The sequence below is a fragment of the Pseudomonas phenolilytica genome (assembly GCF_021432765.1).
GTDB classification, from domain to species: Bacteria; Pseudomonadota; Gammaproteobacteria; order Pseudomonadales; family Pseudomonadaceae; genus Stutzerimonas; species Stutzerimonas phenolilytica.
On sequence record NZ_CP058908.1, the window covers coordinates 776,547 to 794,637 of the forward strand.

16 protein-coding genes are annotated in these 18,091 nt (G+C 66.3%); 9 read left to right on the forward strand and 7 right to left on the reverse strand.

What is annotated here, in order from left to right:
• Positions 1-60: 60 nt before the first annotated feature.
• From HU825_RS03720 to HU825_RS03735, 4 genes are all read left to right on the forward strand, one after another.
• The gene (locus tag HU825_RS03720; protein WP_234302932.1) at positions 61-960 is read left to right on the forward strand and encodes a LysR family transcriptional regulator; all 900 of its coding nucleotides are present in this window, start codon (positions 61-63) and stop codon (positions 958-960) included.
• Between the two features lie 480 nt (positions 961-1,440).
• A complete protein-coding gene (locus HU825_RS03725) occupies positions 1,441-2,148 on the forward strand; it encodes a succinate dehydrogenase iron-sulfur subunit (RefSeq protein ID WP_234302933.1) in 708 nt (235 codons plus the stop codon).
• Between the two features lie 98 nt (positions 2,149-2,246).
• Positions 2,247-2,420 carry a hypothetical protein gene (locus HU825_RS03730; RefSeq protein WP_234302934.1) on the forward strand — a complete coding sequence of 58 codons (174 nt, stop codon included), beginning with the start codon at positions 2,247-2,249 and terminating at the stop codon, positions 2,418-2,420.
• Positions 2,421-2,553: 133 nt separating this feature from the next.
• Entirely contained in the window at positions 2,554-4,575 is a 2,022-nt protein-coding gene (locus tag HU825_RS03735; RefSeq protein WP_138300592.1) for a methyl-accepting chemotaxis protein, read from the forward strand.
• 61 nt (positions 4,576-4,636) lie between these two features.
• On the opposite strand, the gene HU825_RS03740 is transcribed toward HU825_RS03735, so the two are convergent.
• From HU825_RS03740 to HU825_RS03755, 4 genes are all read right to left on the reverse strand, one after another.
• Positions 4,637-5,239 (reverse strand): nitroreductase family protein, encoded by a 603-nt coding sequence (locus HU825_RS03740; RefSeq protein WP_234302935.1) that lies wholly within the window; start codon positions 5,237-5,239, stop codon positions 4,637-4,639.
• A 163-nt stretch (positions 5,240-5,402) separates the two neighbouring features.
• On the reverse strand, positions 5,403-6,947 hold the full coding sequence (locus HU825_RS03745) for a phosphoenolpyruvate carboxykinase (RefSeq protein ID WP_043295337.1): 1,545 nt from the start codon (positions 6,945-6,947) through the stop codon (positions 5,403-5,405).
• Positions 6,948-7,103: 156 nt separating this feature from the next.
• The gene (hslO, locus tag HU825_RS03750) at positions 7,104-7,991 is read right to left on the reverse strand and encodes an Hsp33 family molecular chaperone HslO (protein ID WP_234302936.1); all 888 of its coding nucleotides are present in this window, start codon (positions 7,989-7,991) and stop codon (positions 7,104-7,106) included.
• Positions 7,992-8,110: 119 nt separating this feature from the next.
• Entirely contained in the window at positions 8,111-8,506 is a 396-nt protein-coding gene (locus tag HU825_RS03755; protein ID WP_234302937.1) for an RNA-binding S4 domain-containing protein, read from the reverse strand.
• 156 nt (positions 8,507-8,662) lie between these two features.
• Here HU825_RS03755 and HU825_RS03760 point away from each other — a divergent pair, with 156 nt between their 5' ends.
• Positions 8,663-9,064, forward strand: a complete 402-nt coding sequence (locus HU825_RS03760) for a retropepsin-like aspartic endopeptidase RimB (protein ID WP_431978461.1) — start codon at positions 8,663-8,665, stop codon at positions 9,062-9,064.
• The gene (rimK, locus tag HU825_RS03765; RefSeq protein WP_008569430.1) at positions 9,061-9,966 is read left to right on the forward strand and encodes a 30S ribosomal protein S6--L-glutamate ligase; all 906 of its coding nucleotides are present in this window, start codon (positions 9,061-9,063) and stop codon (positions 9,964-9,966) included. The genes HU825_RS03760 and rimK overlap by 4 nt, the downstream gene beginning before the upstream one ends.
• 33 nt (positions 9,967-9,999) lie before the next feature.
• Here rimK and HU825_RS03770 read toward each other — a convergent pair whose 3' ends face one another.
• Positions 10,000-11,319, reverse strand: coding sequence for an ATP-binding protein (locus tag HU825_RS03770; protein ID WP_043295332.1), 1,320 nt, complete (start codon positions 11,317-11,319; stop codon positions 10,000-10,002).
• 88 nt (positions 11,320-11,407) lie between these two features.
• Positions 11,408-12,142 (reverse strand): osmolarity response regulator transcription factor OmpR, encoded by a 735-nt coding sequence (gene ompR, locus HU825_RS03775; RefSeq protein ID WP_043295331.1) that lies wholly within the window; start codon positions 12,140-12,142, stop codon positions 11,408-11,410.
• A 209-nt stretch (positions 12,143-12,351) separates the two neighbouring features.
• Here ompR and HU825_RS03780 point away from each other — a divergent pair, with 209 nt between their 5' ends.
• The 3 genes from HU825_RS03780 (at position 12,352) to gshA (ending at position 16,733) form a co-directional block, all read left to right on the forward strand.
• Positions 12,352-14,667: a Tex family protein gene (locus HU825_RS03780; RefSeq protein ID WP_043295329.1), complete on the forward strand. Its 2,316-nt coding sequence runs from the start codon at positions 12,352-12,354 to the stop codon at positions 14,665-14,667.
• Positions 14,668-14,669: 2 nt separating this feature from the next.
• Positions 14,670-15,059 carry a PaaI family thioesterase gene (locus HU825_RS03785; RefSeq protein ID WP_008569412.1) on the forward strand — a complete coding sequence of 130 codons (390 nt, stop codon included), beginning with the start codon at positions 14,670-14,672 and terminating at the stop codon, positions 15,057-15,059.
• A gap of 96 nt (positions 15,060-15,155) precedes the next feature.
• Positions 15,156-16,733, forward strand: a complete 1,578-nt coding sequence (gene gshA, locus HU825_RS03790; RefSeq protein WP_043295327.1) for a glutamate--cysteine ligase — start codon at positions 15,156-15,158, stop codon at positions 16,731-16,733.
• A gap of 39 nt (positions 16,734-16,772) precedes the next feature.
• Here the strand turns inward: gshA and argA are convergent, their stop codons facing one another.
• Complete coding sequence (gene argA, locus HU825_RS03795) at positions 16,773-18,071, reverse strand: amino-acid N-acetyltransferase (protein WP_008569410.1); 1,299 nt, start codon at positions 18,069-18,071, stop codon at positions 16,773-16,775.
• Positions 18,072-18,091 lie beyond the last annotated feature (20 nt).

Here is an 18,091-nt window from a genome sequence, read left to right on the forward strand (position 1 = left end):
CCATAGACGAAGACGCTACTATTTTTGAAATTTAGTCTTGTGATGTTTCGGATTCACCGAATGAATATCAACAGTTTCGATCTCAACCTGCTTCGCGTGCTCGACGCCCTGCTGCGTGAGCGCAATGTTTCGCGTGCCGCGCAACGGCTTTCGCTCAGCCAGCCGGCGGTCAGCAACGCGCTCAATCGTCTGCGCGAATTGCTCGACGACCCGCTGCTCGTACGTGTCGCCCGCACCATGCAGCCCACGCCGCGCGCCCTGAGCCTGGAAGCGCCGATTCGCGAGGCGTTGCAGCAGATCGAGCACACCCTCAACGCCGGCGACTTCTTCGACCCGGCGACCAGCCGCCAGCGCTTCGCCATTGCCGTCACCGACTACGTCGAGCTGATCTGCATGCCAGCGCTGATGGCGCAGTTGGCCAAAGTGGCACCCGGGATTCAGCTGGCGATCGAGCATCTGACGCCGACCTTGCCGACCGAAGCGCTGGAACACGGCGAGCTGGATCTGGCGCTGGGCCGCTTTCTCGAAGTGCCGACGCGTTTTCAGCGTCGTCGCTGGACCAGCGAGACGTTGCAGGTCGTGCTGCGCCGGGATCATCCGCTGGTGGGCGAGCGACTGGATCTGGACCGCTTCCTGCGCCTGCGCCATCTTTGGGTACATGGTGGGCAGACCCGCGGCATGGTCGATCAGTGGCTGGAAGAACAGGGTCTACAGCGCGAGGTGGTCTACACGACGCCGAACTACCTGCAAGCGGCGCATATCGTCGCCAGCAGCGACCTCGCGGCCGTGCTGCCGACCCAGCTCGCGCAGCATTTCGCCAAGCTGCTGCCGCTGCAGCTGTTCGACCTGCCGTTCGATCTCGGCCCCTTCCAGCTGGATATCGTCAGCGTCGCCCAGCGCGAAAAGGATGCGGCCTTGCAATGGCTGATCGAACAGATGATGGCGGTCGCGCGACACTGAGCGTCGCGGTTTACGGTGCTCCAGACAGCAGAAAGCCCGCCGAAGCGGGCTTTCTCTGACCATTTCATTCCTTGAGCTGCCGTCCTGGCGTGGCCGATCTTCCATGATCCCGAGCGCGTCCTGCGCTTCGGAGACGGGCATAGATTAAGCCGCTGACCGGGGCGGACAAAGCAGCCATCGGCGCGACGGCGTGTAAGCCTTTTGCCATAGCGGCTCGAATACCCCGTCGGCCTTCGTCGAGTATCAGCGGCGGTGAGGAAGATCGCGGCGACAGTAGCGGCGTGACTATACGCGTCACCGACAGATATAGAGGAGCGCCAGGCCGCCGAAGACGACACCAGACCATCGGTTCCGTATCGCGGGCTCTCCTCGTGAAGTCAGGACCGGCCTCGGTGGCCGGACATTCTCCTTCCGCCCCGTCGCGTGGCGGCCGACTATGCTCAGGGTTCGGCAAAACATGCACGCGGAGGAACGCCAGCCATGCTCGATGTGCAGCTGTACCGCTACAACCCGGAATGCGACGAGGTGCCCTACATGCAGGCACTGCAGATACCGGACGAGCTACGCCAGCGCATGGTGCTGGATGTCCTGGAATATCTGCGCGAGCAGGACCCGTCGCTGGCGTACCGCCGTTCCTGCCGCGAAGGCGTGTGCGGCTCGGATGGCATGAACATCGGCGGCAAGAACCGCCTGGCCTGCATCACTCCGGTCCCCGAGGCGCTGGACGGCGCCGGTCGCCTGGTGATCCGGCCCTTGCCCGGCATGCCGGTGATCCGCGACCTAGTGGTCGATCAGAGCCAGTTCTTCCGGCAATACGAGCGCATTCGTCCGTGGCTGATCAACGACCAGCCGGCACCGAGCATCGAGCGTCTGCAATCGCCGCAGGAGCGCGCGCGGCTCGACGGCCTGTACGAGTGCATCCTCTGCGGCTGCTGCTCGTCGCAATGCCCGTCGTGGTGGTGGAACCCGGAAAAGTACATCGGCCCGGCCGGTCTGCTGCAGGCCTGGCGTTTCATCGTCGACAGCCGCGACACCGCTGCCGCCGAGCGCCTGGCGGACCTGGACGATCCGTTCAGCGTGTTCCGCTGCCGCAGCATCGGCAACTGCAGCTGGGTTTGTCCGAAGGGACTCAACCCGATGGGCGCGATCGGCCATATCCGTCGCGAGCTGCTGGCGCGGGGCACCTGACCGAGCGGTCGAAACCAGTAGTGGCACTTTGCCTTAGCGATGTTTAATCTCTGCCACCGCCGCGGCCCCGCCGCTTCCGAGCTCAGCCGCCAGCCGTCATGGACCGCCACCGCCCCTCCGCCACTTCTGAAGCCTCGCCGCCGCCACGCCGGTCACGTGCGAACGCGCTGGTTTCGCTGGGCTATGTCCTCGGCCTGCTGCTGGTCTTCGCCCTCAGCCTCTATCTGCTGCCGGCACACACCGGGGTCGGCAAGCTCCTGTGGGGCAACTGAACCGCGCGAAGCCCGACCGGCGGTAGCTACTTTGGTAGCAGCCCCATAGTTGCATAGCCGCCCGCCTCGCATGCTCGTAACGTCGCCTTGAAAGCAGTGCATCCGTCCTGCAGCCCTCACGAGCGAAGCCGTCATGCTGTCAATTCTTCGATCCCGCTCCGGTGCCCGTCAGGGCGATGGTGTCACCAGCCTGCTCGGCAGCGCCGCGCAGTTGCCCGAACAACTGGCAGCGCTGCGTCTGGAGCCGACCTACATTGCCGGCTTCGTCTCACCGCATGTCGATCTCGATGCGGTCGCGCGCCTGATCCGCCAGCGCTTCCCGCAGGCGGTCATCAGCCTGTGCACCACCGCCGGCGAGCTGTCGAGCCAGAATACCCAGCTGTACTGCAGCACCGGCGCGCACTGGGATCGCGTGGCGCTGCAGCTGTTCGACGCGAGCGTGATCGCCGCCGCCGAGATCGTCCACGTACCGCTGGAATGCGAGGACATCCGCGGCCAGGGCACGCGCCTGAGCATGGCGCAACGCATCGCCCGGCTGACCGAGTCGCTGCGGCGGCTGCAGGTGAAGATGCCGATCGACTATCGCGACACCCTGGCGAACATCGTCTTCGACGGCCTCTCGGCGTCCGAATCGTTCTTCATGGAAGCACTCTACGAATCCGGCCGTTTCCCTTGCCTGTTCGTCGGCGGTTCGGCCGGCGGCAAGCTCGACTTCAAGGCCACCCAGCTGCATGACGGCACGCGCGCCTACCAGAACCATGCGCAGATCGTCTTCCTCAAATGCGCCCGCGACGTGCGCTTCGGCGTGTTCAAGAGCCAGAACTTCGAGCCGACCGCGCTCAGCCTCAGCGTCCTCAGCGCATCGCTGGAGGATCGCTACATCAGCCAGGTCGTTGACGCGCGCGGCAACATCCGATCGATGGTCGCCGCACTCTGCGAGGCGCTGCACTGTGCGCCGAGCGATCTGGAGGCGCGGCTGGCGGATTACTCCTTCGCCATCCGCGTGGGCGAGGAGGTGTTCGTGCGCTCGATCGCGCGGATCGATTTCGCCAACGAGCGCGTGCACCTGTTCTGCGACGTCGCCCCCGGCGAGGAACTGGTGATGGTCAAGCGCACACCACTGGTCGAAGCCACCCGCCGCGACTTTCAGCGCTTCATGCGCGACAAGCCCGGCCGACCGCTGGTCGGCATTCTCAACGACTGCATCCTGCGCCGGTTGAACAATGCCCAGGCGCTCGACGGCATGCACGCGGTCTTCGGCGACACGCCGGTGCTCGGCTACTCGACCTTCGGCGAGATCCTCGGGCTGAACCTGAACCAGACGCTGACGGCGGTATTCTTCTTCCGCACCAGCGATCAGGCGGCGTTTCGCGACGAGTACACCGACAACTTCATCGCCTACCACGGCGAGTTCAAGGCGTTCTTCCTGCGCCGGCAGATCAAGAAACTCACCGGCCTGAGCCAAGTGGTGGTCAAGCAGATCGACCAGTTCAAGCGCCAGGACTACCACAGCAGCCTCGACATCAACGGCCTCGACGAGCACATCCGCCCGGTATTCCGCGGCCTCGCCGATCTCGGCGCGGTGCTGCTCGATGCCGACCGCCAGCGCCAGCACATGGCCGACCAGTTGAGCCAATGCGCGACCGACCTGCACGGCTCGATGGACGAATTGGCGCTGACCATCGACCAGCAGGCGCAGGTGATCGACCAGGCCGGCACGTCGGTCAGTCAGATGGTCGACCAGGCCGATGCGGTGGTCGGCAGCGCACGCGCCCTCGCGCAGTCGAGCCAGCGCATCCAGTCGGTGGTGCAGACCATCCAGCAGATCGCCGGACAGACCAACCTGCTGGCGCTGAACGCGGCGATCGAAGCCGCGCGCGCCGGCGAGATGGGCCGCGGCTTTGCCGTGGTCGCCGACGAGGTGCGCAAGCTGGCCGAGATCACCCGCCGGAACGCCGAGGAGATCGGCACCGACATCGACCGCCTGGCCGATGCGATACGTGCGGTGGCACAGCACATCGAGAGCCAGTCGGCGGACGTCGGCTCGCTGACCGATGTACTCCAGGCGCTGCAGAGCACCAGCGAGGCGACCGCCGGCACGTCGCGGCGGACCAAGGGCGTCGCCGACCATCTGCTCGGCCTGACCACCCACTGAGCTTCCCTTCTGCAACGAAAAAGGGCGTGCCAAGGCACGCCCTTTTTTACTTTCCGGCCGCTCAGAAGCGGTCGCGCACCACCAGCTCGTCGAACGGCAACTTGCCAACACGTGGCTTGGGTTCGACCGTACGCTTGCCCACCGCGACCATCAGGCCGATCACATGGTTGGGCGGCAGGTTGATCAACCGCGCCACGGCATCGAAATCGAAGCCGTCCATCGGGCAGGAATCCAGTCCCTTGCCACGCGCCGCCAGCATCAGGGTCTGCGCCAGCAGGCCGCAACTGCGCATGGTTTCGTCGCGCTGCACCTGCGGCTTGCCGCGGTAATAGTTGTCGATGGCCCCCGCCATATAGTCCTGCACTTGCTCCGGCGCACCCTCCCAGACCCGGCGCACATCCGCTTCCCAGCGGTCGAGCTTGGCGCAGACCACCACCAGCATCGAGGCATCGGTCATCTGCGCCTGGTTCCAGCCCACTTGGCGGATCTGCGCGCGCAGCGCCGGATCGCTGACTTCGACCAGTCGCACGTGCTGCAGGTTGAACGCCGAGGGCGCGTGCAGCGCCAGGCGCAGCAGCTCGTCTTTCTCCTCGCGGCTGAGCTGGAAGTCAGAATCGTAGGCTTTGATCGCACGGCGGCTCTGGATGGCTTCTTCGATGGTCATGGGCCTCTCCCAAGTCAAGAATGGCCGCCATGCTAGCGGCGCAGAATGATCGAAACCACCGGTACTTTCCGATCAAACCGATCGAGCAGCACGATACTTTGCGCGGCGAACGCCCACGAAAAAGCCGCCCGCAGGCGGCTTTTGTTGAACGGCGGATCGCAGCTTAGAGTTGCGGGCCGGCGTTCTTGATGGCGTCGGAGACGTCGAACTTCTTGAAGTTCTCGACGAACTTGCCGGCCAGCTCCTTGGCCGCCAGATCGTAGGCGCTCGGGTCGGCCCAGGTGTTGCGCGGGTTGAGCAGCTGAGTTTCGACGCCCGCGACGGCCTTCGGCACGTCCAGGTTGATGATCGGCAGGTGCTCGGTTTCGGCACCGACCAGCGCGCCGCTCTGGATCGCCGCGATCACCGCACGGGTGGTCGGGATGTTGAAGCGCTTGCCGACGCCGTAGCCACCACCGGTCCAGCCGGTGTTGACCAGGTAGACCTTGGAGCCGAACGCGTTGATGCGCTTGATCAGCAGCTCAGCGTATTCGCCGGCCGGACGCGGGAAGAACGGCGCGCCGAAGCAGGTGGAGAAGGTCGACTTGATGCCGCTGCCCGAACCCATTTCGGTGGAGCCGACCAGCGCGGTGTAGCCGGACAGGAAGTGGTAGGCCGCCTGCTCGTTGTTGAGGATCGACACGGGTGGCAGCACGCCGGTCAGGTCGCAGGTCAGGAAGATCACCGCGTTCGGCTCGCCACCGAGGTTCTTCTCGGAACGCTTCTCGACGTGCTCCAGCGGGTAGGCGGCGCGGCTGTTCTGGGTCAGGCTGGCATCGGCGTAGTCGGGCAGGCGGGTCTGCTCGCTGAGCACGACGTTTTCCAGCACCGCGCCGAACTTGATGGCCTTCCAGATCACCGGCTCGTTCTTCTCGGACAGGTCGATGCACTTGGCGTAGCAACCGCCCTCGATGTTGAACACGCGGCCCACGCCCCAGCCGTGCTCGTCGTCGCCGATCAGGTAGCGGCTCTCGTCGGCCGACAGGGTGGTCTTGCCGGTGCCGGACAGACCGAAGAACAGGGTGGTGTCGCCGTCTTCGCCGATGTTGGCGGCGCAGTGCATCGGCAGCACGTCGACGTCCGGCAGCAGGTAATTCTGCACGGAGAACATGGCTTTCTTCATTTCACCGGCGTACTGCATGCCGGCGATCAGCACCTTCTTCTCGGCGAAGTTGATGATCACGCAGCCATCGGAATGGGTACCGTCGCGCTCCGGCTCGCACTGGAAGAACGGTGCGTTGAGAATGCGCCACTCGCTCTTGCCAGCCGGGTTGAAAGCGCTCGGTTCGATGAACAGGCAACGGCCGAACAGGTTGTGCCAGGCGGTTTCGGTGCTCATCTTCACCGGCAGGTAGTGCTCGGGATCGGCACCGACATGCACGTGGGAAACGAAGCTGTCACGCTCGCCGAGGTAGGCTTCGACGCGGTTCCACAGCGCCTCGAACTTGCCGGCCGGGAACGGGCGGTTGATCGGCCCCCAGGCGATGTGGTGCTGGGTGCTCGGCTCTTCGACGATGAAGCGGTCAGCCGGAGAACGACCTGTGCGGTGCCCGGTTTTAACCACCAGAGAGCCATTGGCAGCCAGCTCACCCTCACCGCGCTTAACGGCTTCTTCAATCAATTGCGCGATGCTGATGTCGGTGTACACGGCGTTGGTCGCTTGCGTCATGAGTGTCCCCGTCGGCCCTGGGCCGATTCCTCCATGCTGTTGTAGTGCACCAAACGGTGAACTACATCGAAAAAAGTGCGCGCGATTATGCCAGAAAACACGGCGCGCTGGGTATGAGCCCGTGATGGCCAAAAGGTTCACTGTGGCATCGCGCCATCAGTGACGGGTATCCGAGGCCGGCTGGGTGCCACCACCGGCGAACAGCTGGCCGATGTCGGCGGCATCGAAGACGTACCGTTCGTTGCAGAACTGGCAATCCACGGTGATGGTGCCGCCCTGCTCCTGCAGCAGCTGTTCGGAATCGTGCTGGCCCAGGCTGACCAGCGCATTGGCCGAGCGCTCGCGCGAGCAACTGCAGCAGAAGCGGATCGGCTGCGCCTCGAACAGCCGCAGCGGTTCCTCGTGGTAGAGCCGATGCAGCACCGTCTCGGTATCCAGCCCCAGCAGTTCCTCGGCGCTGAGCGTATCGGCCAGGGTGCGCAGGTGCTGCCAGCTGGCTTCGCGCTCTTCCGGATCGTGAATGCGGTCGGCGGGCAACTGCTGCAGCAGCAGGCCGCAAGCGCGGCGGCTGTCGGCGGCGAGCCAGAAACGGGTCGGCAGTTGCTCGGAGGCGGCGAAGTATTCCGACAGGCACGCGGCCAGGTCGACGCCTTCCAAGCCGACGATGCCCTGGTAGCGCTGGCCCTTGGCCGGATCGACGGTGATCGCCAACATGCCTTCGGGCATCAGCTCGCGCAGGGTTGCGTCCGGCGCGATCTGCTCGGCATGGTAACGGGCGATACCGCGCACCTCGCGGTCGCTGGAGCATTCGACCATCAGCAGCGGCACCGGCCCTTCGGAGCGCGCCTGCAGCGACAGCAGGCCGTCGAACTTCAGCGTGCCGACCAGCAGCGCCGCGGCAGCCAGCAGCTCGCCGAGCAGCTGGGCGACCGGCTCAGGGTAGGCGTGCTTAGCCAGCACGTGCTGGTAGCTTTCGGCGAGCGTGGCGGTTTCGCCGCGCACGTCGTTGTCGTCGAAGAGAAAGCGTTGGGTCTGGTCGGACATGCCGGATGCTCGCAAGGTGGCCGCGGAAAAAGTCGTGCATTTTACACGAAGCCCCGGCACCCCGAGGCACCCGCCGTCGATTCGGTGGACCGGTCGTGGAGTCGGCCGTTCCCTGCCGCTCAGCCCTTGAATGCGCGCAGTAGCTCGATCTGCCGACGCTGCTTCTTGCTCGGTCGGCCGTCGGTCTGCACGCCGAGCGCGCCGGCCTTGCGCTGCGCCGCTGCTTCTTCGCGGCGCGCCAGGCTGTCGGCGGTTTCCTCGTAGAGCAGCTGGGCCTGCGGCGCGCCCCGGCGCACCGCCGACAGCTCGCGGATAATCACCGTGCGCTCGTCGAAACCGATGCGGATCACCAGCTCGTCGCCGACCCGCGGTTCCTTGCTCGGCTTGCAGCGCTCGCCGCGACAGTGCACCTTGCCGCCCTCGATGGCTTCCTTGGCCAGCGCGCGGGTCTTGAAGAAGCGCGCGGCCCACAGCCACTTGTCCAGGCGCACCTTGTCGTCGTCTTTTTCGCTCATGTTCAACCTGCGTTTCGCCTTGTGGTCTCAGCCGTGTGCAGTTGTCATGCACGACGACTAGAATGCCCGCAAATCTCACGGATGCCACGCTTGAACTGTCTCGATCCCCACACGCTGATCGGCCTGCGCGAATGGGTCGCCCTGCCCGACCTGGGCGTGGTCGGCCTGCGCGCGAAGATCGATACCGGCGCCAGCACCTCGGCGCTGCACGCCACCGAGATCAGCGAATTCGAGCGCGACGGCAGGCCTTGGGTGCGTTTCACCGCGCATCTGGGCACGCTGGTACAGCGGCGCCATCGCTGCGAGGCGCCGCTGGTGGCGCACAAGACGATCAAGAGCTCCAACGGTCAGGTGCAGACACGCTACGTGGTGCGCACCCTGCTGGCGCTCGGCGACCATGTCTGGCCGGTCGAATTCACCCTGACCTGCCGCAAGACCATGCGCTACCGCCTGCTGCTCGGCTCCAAGGCGCTGGTCGACGGGCAATGGCTGATCGACCCGTCGCGCTCCTATATCCAGGACAAACCCCAGGTTCTCACTTCCCCCGGTGCCCAATGAAAATCGCCGTGCTGTCGCGCAATCCGCGCCTGTATTCCACCCACCGCCTGGTCGAAGCCGGCCAGCAGCGTGGCCATGAGGTGGTGGTGATCGACACCCTGCGCGCCTACATGAACATCGCCAGCCACAAGCCGCAGATTCATTACCGTGGCAAGCCGCTGGAGGGTTTCGACGCGGTGATCCCGCGCATCGGCGCCTCGGTGACCTTCTACGGCTGCGCGGTGCTGCGCCAGTTCGAGATGCAGGGCGTGTTTCCGCTCAACGAATCGGTGGCCATCGCCCGCTCGCGCGACAAGCTGCGCGCGCTGCAGCTGCTGTCGCGGCGCGGCGTCGGCCTGCCGGTGACCGGCTTCGCCCACTCGCCCGACGACATCCCCGACCTGATCCAGATGGTCAACGGCGCGCCGCTGGTGATCAAAGTGCTCGAGGGCACCCAGGGCATCGGCGTGGTGCTGTGCGAGACCGAGAAGGCCGCCGAATCGGTGATCGAGGCGTTCATGGGCCTCAAGCAGGACATCATGGTGCAGGAGTACATCAAGGAGGCCGGCGGCGCGGACATCCGCTGCTTCGTCGTCGGCGACAAGGTGATCGCCTCGATGAAGCGCCAGGCCAAGCCCGGCGAATTCCGCTCCAACCTGCATCGTGGCGGCACCGCCAGTCTGATCAAGATCACCCCGGAAGAACGCATGACCGCGATCCGCGCCGCCAAGGTGATGGGCCTGAACGTGGCCGGCGTCGACATCCTGCGCTCTAATCACGGCCCGCTGGTGATGGAGGTCAACTCCTCGCCGGGCCTGGCCGGCATCGAGGAAACCACCGGCAAGGACGTCGCCGGGCTGATCATCGAATACCTGGAGAAGAACGGCGGACCGCACCTGACGCGCACCAAGGGCAAGGGCTGAACGCCGCGCGCCGACCGCAGCGCCGCGTTCGCGTCAGGCCCTTATCGCATCCCTCGGCAGCAGCAGCCCCAGCGGCAGACTGACCCGCGCCTCCAGGCCGCCCCCCTCGCGGTTGCGCAGCTCGACGATGCCGCCGTGCTGGTTGGCGATGCGCTTGACGATCGCCAGCCCCAGGCCGGAGCCCTTGCCACCGCGCGCGCGGTCGCCGCGGATGAATGGGTTGAAGATGCCTTCCAGCTCGCTGGGCGCGATGCCCGGGCCGCGGTCGAGCACACTGAGCACCACGTATGGCGCATTGCTGTCACCGGTTACCGAGGCGGCGACCTCCACGCCTTCGCCGCCGTAGCGCCGGGCATTCTCGATCAGGTTGACCAGCAGGCGCTTGATCGACACGCGGCGCAGCGCCAGCTCCGGCATCGGCTCGACGCACAGGCGCACCGACTCCTCATGCTGGTTGTATGGTGCCACCACCTCGCGAATCAGCTCGCCCAGGTCGAGTTTCTCCACCGGCTCGTCGCTGCCGTCACGGACGAAGGCGAGGAACTGGTCGAGAATCGCGTCCATGTCCTCGACGTCGCGGATCATGTCCTCGGTCAGCTCGTCGTCGCCAGCCATCAGCTCCAGCGACAGGCGCAGGCGCGTCAGCGGCGTTCGCAGGTCATGCGACACCCCGGCGAGCATCAGCTCGCGCTCGCGCCCGGCCTGCTCGACGTCCTCGGCCATCTGGTTGAACGCGCGATACACCTCGGTCATCTCGCTCGGCGTATCGCCGATCGGCAGGCGCACGCTGCGACCCTTGCCGATCTGCCGCGCGGCGTAGACCAGCCGCTTGAGCGGCAGATTGAGCTGGTTGACGAAGATCCACGCCGCCGCCGTCGACAGCAAACCGATGCCGAGGAACCAGCCGAGCACGCTCCAGATGCGCTGGCCGCGTAGCGGATAGGCATACAGCGGCACCCGCACCCAGTCCGCGCCGAGCTCCGGCGCGCGCACCCAGATCGCGGTGGACGGCTGGATACGCACCCGTACCTCGGTCTCGGCGCCCAGCTCGGCGCGCATCTGCCGCTGGAAGATGTCGGTGTAGGGCCAGTGGTATTCGCCGCGCGGTACCTGCAGCTCCGGCACCGTCTGCAGACCGGCGGCGCGACCGATGCGTGCGCGGTCGGCAGCGTCCGCCGCCCAGTAGGCTCGCAGCGTCAGCGCCGCGCCGTGGCTGTACTGGCGGTCCACCAGCACGTCCTCGTTGGCCATCAGGTAGAACAGCGTCAGCACCTTGGAGAACAGCACCACCACCAGCACCATCCACAGGGTGCGGGCGAAGAAGCTTTGCGGGAACCACAGCGGCGCTTTCACCCGCGACGAGCCTCGCGCCGCGCGCTGCCAGTGGACGCGCAGGCCGCCCGCGTCACCTGCCGCCTGCCGCCTGCGTGAAGCGCGAATGTCACTTGTTGCCGTCCGGCACGAACACGTAGCCCACGCCCCACACGGTCTGGATGTAGCGCGGCTTGGACGGATCGGGTTCGATCAGCCGGCGCAGGCGCGAGATCTGCACGTCAATGGATCGCTCCAGCGCGTCCCACTCGCGACCACGGGCGAGGTTCATCAGCTTGTCGCGTGTCAGCGGCTCGCGGGCGTGCTGCACCAGCGCCTTGAGCACGGCGAACTCGCCGGTGGTGAGCATGTGCACCTGATCGCCGCGCGTCAGCTCGCGGGTCGCCAGCGACAGCTGGTAATCGCCGAAGGTGACGATCTCCTCCTCGCTGCCCGGCGCGCCCGGCACCTGCGGCGTCTGCCGGCGCAGCACGGCGCGGATGCGCGCCAGCAGCTCGCGCGGATTGAACGGCTTGGCCAGGTAATCGTCGGCGCCCTGCTCCAGACCCTGGATGCGGCTGGCCTCGTCGCCCTTGGCGGTGAGCATGATGATCGGAATCTGGTTGTTGCTCTCGCGCAGGCGCTGGCAGGCCGACAGACCATCCTCGCCGGGCATCATCAGATCGAGCACCACCAGCTGGAACAGCTCGCGGCTGAGCAGGCGGTCCATCTGCTCGGTGTTCTCCACGGTCCGCACGCGGTAGCCCTGCTCGTCGAGAAAGCGCTCGAGCAGGCGTCGCAGACGGGCGTCATCATCGACGATGAGGATCTTTTCACCTTCGTTGGCGGACGCAGTGCTGCTCATGGGAACTCCCGGATTTATCGACGGCGCATTATGCGCCTGCGGATGAAGAGGCATTCGTCAGCCATTGTTAGCAGATTTTGCGGGCGAAGCGGTCGTCGGCGCGCGGTGCTTTTTCATCCGCAGCGCCGCAGCAAGCCGGCCGCTGCCTTTATACTCCCGCGCTTTCGCGCAGGCCCGGCCTGCATGGTTCGACTGACCCAGGTAGCTTCATGGACAGCATTAACTCCCGTATCGCCAACGAGCTGGGCGTGCGCCCGCAACAAGTAGCCGCCGCCGTCGCGCTGCTCGACGAGGGCTCCACCGTGCCCTTCATCGCCCGTTACCGCAAGGAAGTCACCGGCAGCCTCGACGATACCCAGCTGCGCAATCTGGAGGAGCGCCTGCGCTACCTGCGCGAGCTGGACGAGCGTCGCGTCTCGATCCTCGCCAGCATCGAGGAACAGGGCAAGCTGACTCCCGAGCTCAAGCGCGAGATCGACCTCGCCGACACCAAGACCCGCCTCGAAGACCTCTACCTGCCCTACAAGCAGAAACGCCGCACCAAGGGCCAGATCGCCCTGGAAGCCGGTCTCGGCGAACTGGCCGATGCGCTGTTCGGCAACCCGGACCTTACGCCAGAGCAAGAAGCCGAGCGCTTCGTCGACGCCGAGAAGGGCTTTGCCGATGTGAAAGCCGTGCTCGAAGGCGCCAAGTACATCCTCATGGAGCGCTTCGCCGAAGATGCCGACCTGCTGGCCAAGCTGCGCGAGTTCCTCAAGCACAACGCCACCCTCAGCGCCCGCGTGGTGCCGGGCAAGGAAAGCGAAGGCGCCAAGTTCAGCGACTATTTCGAACACGACGAGGTGCTGAAGAACACCCCGTCGCACCGCGCGCTGGCGATCTTCCGCGGCCGCAACGAAGGCATCCTCAGCGTCAGCCTCAAGGTCGGTGACGAAACGCCCGGCAGCATGCACCCGGGCGAAGGCATGATCGGCGAGCGCTTCGGCATCGCCAACCGCGGTCGCGCCGCCGACAAGTGGTTGGGCGAAGTGGTGCGCTGGACCTGGAAGGTCAAGCTCTACACCCATCTGGAAACCGATCTGCTCGGTGAGCTGCGCGACAAGGCCGAGGACGAGGCGATCTCGGTGTTCGCCCGCAACCTGCACGACCTGCTGCTCGCCGCCCCGGCCGGCCCGCGCGCGACGCTGGCGCTCGACCCGGGCCTGCGCACCGGCTGCAAGGTCGCGGTGGTCGACGCCACCGGCAAGCTGCTGGAAACCGCCACCGTCTACCCGCACGCACCGCGCAACGACTGGGACGGCACCCTGGCGATCCTCGCCAAGCTGTGCGCCAAGCACGCGGTCGACCTGATCGCCATCGGCAATGGCACCGCCAGCCGCGAGTCGGACAAGCTGGCCGGCGAGCTGATCAAGAAAGTACCCGGTCTCAAGCTCACCAAGATCATGGTCAGCGAAGCCGGCGCCTCGGTGTATTCGGCCTCGGAACTGGCGGCCCGGGAATTCCCCGATCTGGACGTGTCCCTGCGCGGTGCCGTGTCCATCGCCCGCCGCCTGCAGGATCCGCTGGCCGAGCTGGTGAAGATCGACCCGAAATCCATCGGCGTCGGCCAGTACCAGCACGACGTGTCCCAGCTCAAGCTGGCGCGCTCGCTGGATGCGGTGGTGGAGGATTGCGTGAACGCCGTCGGCGTCGACGTGAATACCGCTTCCGCCGCCCTGCTGGCGCGCATCTCCGGGCTCAACGGCACCCTGGCGCAGAACATCGTCGCCTACCGCGATGCCAACGGTGCGTTCAAGTCGCGCAGCGAGCTGAAGAAGGTGCCGCGCCTGGGCGACAAGACCTTCGAGCAGGCCGCCGGCTTCCTGCGCGTGATGAACGGTGACAACCCGCTGGACGCCTCCGCGGTGCACCCGGAAACCTACCCGCTGGTCAAGCGCATCGCCGCCGACACCGGCCGCGACATCCGCTCACTGATCGGCGATTCGGCGTTCCTCAAGCGCCTGGACCCGGCGAAGTTCACCGACGAAACCTTCGGCCTGCCGACCGTCACCGACATCCTCAGCGAACTGGACAAGCCGGGCCGCGACCCGCGCCCGGAGTTCAAGACCGCCGAGTTCCAGGACGGCGTCGAGACGCTGGCCGATCTCAAGCCCGGCATGGTGCTGGAGGGCGTAGTGACCAACGTGACCAACTTCGGCGCCTTCGTCGACATCGGCGTGCATCAGGACGGCCTGGTGCACGTGTCGGCGCTCTCCGAGAAGTTCGTCAAGGACCCGTATGAGGTGGTCAAGGCCGGTGACATCGTCAAGGTCAAGGTCATGGAAGTGGACATCCCGCGCCAGCGCGTCGGCCTGTCCATGCGCATGAGCGATACCCCAGGCGAGAAGACCGACGGCCCGCGCGGCGGCAGCAAGCCACGCGGCAACGCCCCGCGCAGCGAACGCCACGCACGGGAAGACAAGCCCGCGCCGGCCAACGCGGCGATGGCCGCGCTGTTCGCCAACGCCAAGCAGCTGAGGAAATAAGCATGAGCATGCAAGTCGAGGCGGTGGGCAACTCCAGCGCCTTCGGCCGTCTGCTCGGCCTGGAAATCCACCAGGTCGGTAATGGCGAGGCCGTGCTCGGCCTGACCATGCACGACGGTCTGCGCAACCTGCACGGCAAGCTGCACGGCGGCGCGCTGTTCTCGCTGATCGACACCGCCATGGGCCAGGCCAGCCACAGCCTCGGCGACGGCTCGCCGAACAGCGTGACGCTGGAATGCAAGGTCAACTACATCCGCCCGGTCACCGACGGCGAGCTACGCTGCCGGGCGTGGGTGGTGCATGGCGGCCGGCGCACCCAGGTGCTCGAAGCCGAGGTCCACCAGGGCGACAAGCTGATCGCCAAGGCGCAGGCCACCTTCGCCTGCCTGTAACGCCGCGCCCATCGTGTCCGCACGCAAACGCCGCTCTTGTGCAGCGGCGTTTGCGTCCCCATATTGGGCCGACTGTCGCGTGAAGGAATCCACAAGTTGAGCGATCTTCTCTCTCATCGTCTGGCACTGCTGGCCGAGCAAACCAACCTGCCGCTGCTCAGCCAATGCCTGCACGGGATCGAGCGCGAATGCCTGCGCGTCGATGCGAACGGCCAGCTGGCCCACACCGCGCATCCGCGTGCCCTTGGCTCGGCGCTGACGCACCCGCAGATCACCACCGACTATTCCGAGGCGCTGCTGGAATTCATCACCGGCACCGACCAGGACCCGCGCAATACGCTGGCCGAGCTGGAGACCATCCACCGGTTCACCTATGCCAAGCTCGACGGCGAGTTCCTCTGGAGCCCGTCGATGCCCTGTCCGCTGCCGGACGAGGCGGACATTCCCATCGCCGAATACGGCAGCTCCAACGTCGGCCGGCTCAAGCACGTCTACCGCCAGGGCCTGGCGCTGCGCTACGGCAAGACCATGCAGTGCATCGCCGGCATTCACTACAACTTCTCGCTGCCCGAGCAACTGTGGGCGGTGCTGCAGGCCGACGACGGTGATCAGCGCAGCGCGCAGGATTATCGCTCCAGCCGCTACATCAGCCTGATCCGCAACTTCCGTCGCTACAGCTGGCTGCTGATGTACCTGTTCGGCGCCTCGCCGGCGCTGGATGTCGGCTTCCTGCGCGGCCGCGCGCATCAGCTCGAACAGCTCGATGAGCACACGCTCTACCTGCCCTGGGCGACCAGCCTGCGCATGAGCGACCTGGGCTACCAGAACAACGCCCAGGCCGGCCTGACGCCCTGCTACGACGACCTGCCAAGCTATACCGAAAGCCTCTATCACGCGGTCTCCACGCCATATGCACCCTACGTGGCGCTGGGCACCAAGGACGCCGCCGGCAACTGGCAGCAGCTCAACACCAACGTGCTGCAGATCGAAAACGAGTACTACTCCAATATCCGCCCCAAGCGCGTCACTGCGGTCGGCGAGCGGCCGTTGCAGGCGCTGCGGGCGCGCGGCATCCAGTACATCGAAGTGCGCTGCCTGGACATCAATCCGTTCCTGCCGCTGGGTATCGACCTCGGCGAGGCACGCTTCCTCGATGCCTTCCTGCTGTTCTGCGCGCTGGATGACAGCCCCTGTCTGGCCGAAGGCGAATGCGGCACCGCCACCGACAACTTCCTCAAGGTGGTCAAGGAGGGCCGGCGCCCCGGCCTGGAACTGCGCCGCCGCGGCGAGAACCTGCCCCTCACCGTCTGGGCCGGCGAGCTGCTCGACGGCATTGGCCGTGTCGCCGCCCTGCTCGACCGCAGCCACGGCGACGCGCGGCATGCCGAGGCGCTCGCCGAACAGCGGGCCAAGGTCGCCGACAGCCGCCTGACCCCGTCGGCACGGGTGCTCGACGAGCTGCGCCGCAGCGGCGAGAGCTTCAGCCGGTTCGCCATGCGCCAGACGCTCCTCCATGCCGGGCATTTCCGCGCAGAGCCACTGCCCGCCGAGGTGATGGCCGGTTTCGAAACTGCGGCGCGGCAATCGCTGGAACAGCAGACCGCGATGGAAGCGGCCGATCGCCTGGATTTCGACAGTTTCGTCGCCGATTACCAGCGCAGCCTCGACGCCTGAGCATTGTCTGCGGCGGGCGCGCTGCCCGCCGCCAGCGCCTCAGAGCGCCTTTTCGAAGATCTTCGAGTTGCGCTGGAAGTTGTACAGCGAGGCGCGCGCCGCCGGCAGGTGCTCGACGCCGATCGGCTCGAAGCCACGCTCGCGGAACCAGTGCGCGGTGCGCGTGGTGAGCACGATGAGCTTCTTCAGTCCGAGCTTGCGCGCACGCTCCTCGATGCGTTCGAGCAGTTCGTCGCCGCGCCCGCCGTGGCGGTATTCCGGGTTGACCGCCAGACAGGCCAGCTCGCCGGCGTCCGAATCGGCGATCGGATAGAGCGCCGCGCACGCGATGATCAGCCCGTCGCGCTCGACGATGCTGAACTGCTCGACCTCGCGCTCCAGCACCTCGCGCGAGCGGCGCACGAGGATGCCCTGTTCCTCCAGCGGGGTGATCAGGTCAATCAGCCCACCGACGTCCTCGATGGTCGCCTCGCGCAGCTGCTCGAACTGCTCCTGAGTGACCAGGGTGCCGGCACCGTCGCGGGTGAACAGCTCGTTGAGCAGCGCGCCGTCGTCGGCGTAGCTGACCACGTGGCTGCGCCGCACACCGCCGCGGCAGGCCTGCGCGGCGGCGTCGAGCAGCTCGGCCTGGTACTGGCTGCCGAGGCGTTCGACGTAGGCCGGAATCTGCTGCGGGCGCAGCTCGCGCACCAGCCTGCCGCTCTCGTCGAGCAACCCGGTCTCGGCACCGTAGAGCACCAGCTTGTCAGCCTGCAGGTCGATGGCGGCGCGGGTGGCGACGTCCTCGCAGGCCAGGTTGAAGATCTCCCCGGTCGGCGAGTAGCCCAGCGGCGACAGCAGCACGATGGTGCGCTCGTCGAGCAGGCGGCCGATGCCCTTGCGGTCGATGCGCCGCACCTCACCGGTGTGGTGCAGGTCGACACCGTCAAGCACGCCAATCGGTCGCGCGGTGACAAAATTGCCGCTGGCCACGCGCAGCCGCGCGCCCTGCATCGGCGAGGCGGCCATGTCCATCGACAGCCGCGCTTCCAGCGCGATGCGCATCTGTCCGACCGCATCGATCACGCATTCCAGCGTCGCCGCATCGGTGATGCGCAGGTCGCGGTGATAGCGCGGCTCGATGCCGCGCGCCGCCAGTCGCGCCTCGATCTGCGGCCGCGAGCCGAACGCCAGCACCAGGCGCACGCCAAGGCTGTGCAGCAGCACCAGGTCGTGGACGATGTTGGCGAAGTTGGCATGCTCCAGGCCGTCGCCCGGCAGCATGACGACGAAGGTGCGGTCGCGGTGCGAATTGATGTAGGGCGAGGAGTCGCGAAGCCAGGTGACGTAGTCGTGCATGGATGAACCCGTGGGATTGA

What these genes read in the sequence shown, in the direction of transcription:
- HU825_RS03785 (WP_008569412.1), top strand. Translation starts at nt 14,670, where the DNA reads ATGAGCATGCAAGTCGAGGCGGTGGGCAACTCCAGCGCCTTCGGCCGT.
- argA (WP_008569410.1), bottom strand. Translation starts at nt 18,071, where the DNA reads ATGCACGACTACGTCACCTGGCTTCGCGACTCCTCGCCCTACATCAAT.
- rimK (WP_008569430.1), top strand. Translation starts at nt 9,061, where the DNA reads ATGAAAATCGCCGTGCTGTCGCGCAATCCGCGCCTGTATTCCACCCAC.
- HU825_RS03730 (WP_234302934.1), top strand. Translation starts at nt 2,247, where the DNA reads ATGGACCGCCACCGCCCCTCCGCCACTTCTGAAGCCTCGCCGCCGCCA.
- HU825_RS03780 (WP_043295329.1), top strand. Translation starts at nt 12,352, where the DNA reads ATGGACAGCATTAACTCCCGTATCGCCAACGAGCTGGGCGTGCGCCCG.
- HU825_RS03720 (WP_234302932.1), top strand. Translation starts at nt 61, where the DNA reads ATGAATATCAACAGTTTCGATCTCAACCTGCTTCGCGTGCTCGACGCC.
- HU825_RS03755 (WP_234302937.1), bottom strand. Translation starts at nt 8,506, where the DNA reads ATGAGCGAAAAAGACGACGACAAGGTGCGCCTGGACAAGTGGCTGTGG.
- HU825_RS03735 (WP_138300592.1), top strand. Translation starts at nt 2,554, where the DNA reads ATGCTGTCAATTCTTCGATCCCGCTCCGGTGCCCGTCAGGGCGATGGT.
- ompR (WP_043295331.1), bottom strand. Translation starts at nt 12,142, where the DNA reads ATGAGCAGCACTGCGTCCGCCAACGAAGGTGAAAAGATCCTCATCGTC.
- hslO (WP_234302936.1), bottom strand. Translation starts at nt 7,991, where the DNA reads ATGTCCGACCAGACCCAACGCTTTCTCTTCGACGACAACGACGTGCGC.
- HU825_RS03740 (WP_234302935.1), bottom strand. Translation starts at nt 5,239, where the DNA reads ATGACCATCGAAGAAGCCATCCAGAGCCGCCGTGCGATCAAAGCCTAC.
- HU825_RS03725 (WP_234302933.1), top strand. Translation starts at nt 1,441, where the DNA reads ATGCTCGATGTGCAGCTGTACCGCTACAACCCGGAATGCGACGAGGTG.
- HU825_RS03745 (WP_043295337.1), bottom strand. Translation starts at nt 6,947, where the DNA reads ATGACGCAAGCGACCAACGCCGTGTACACCGACATCAGCATCGCGCAA.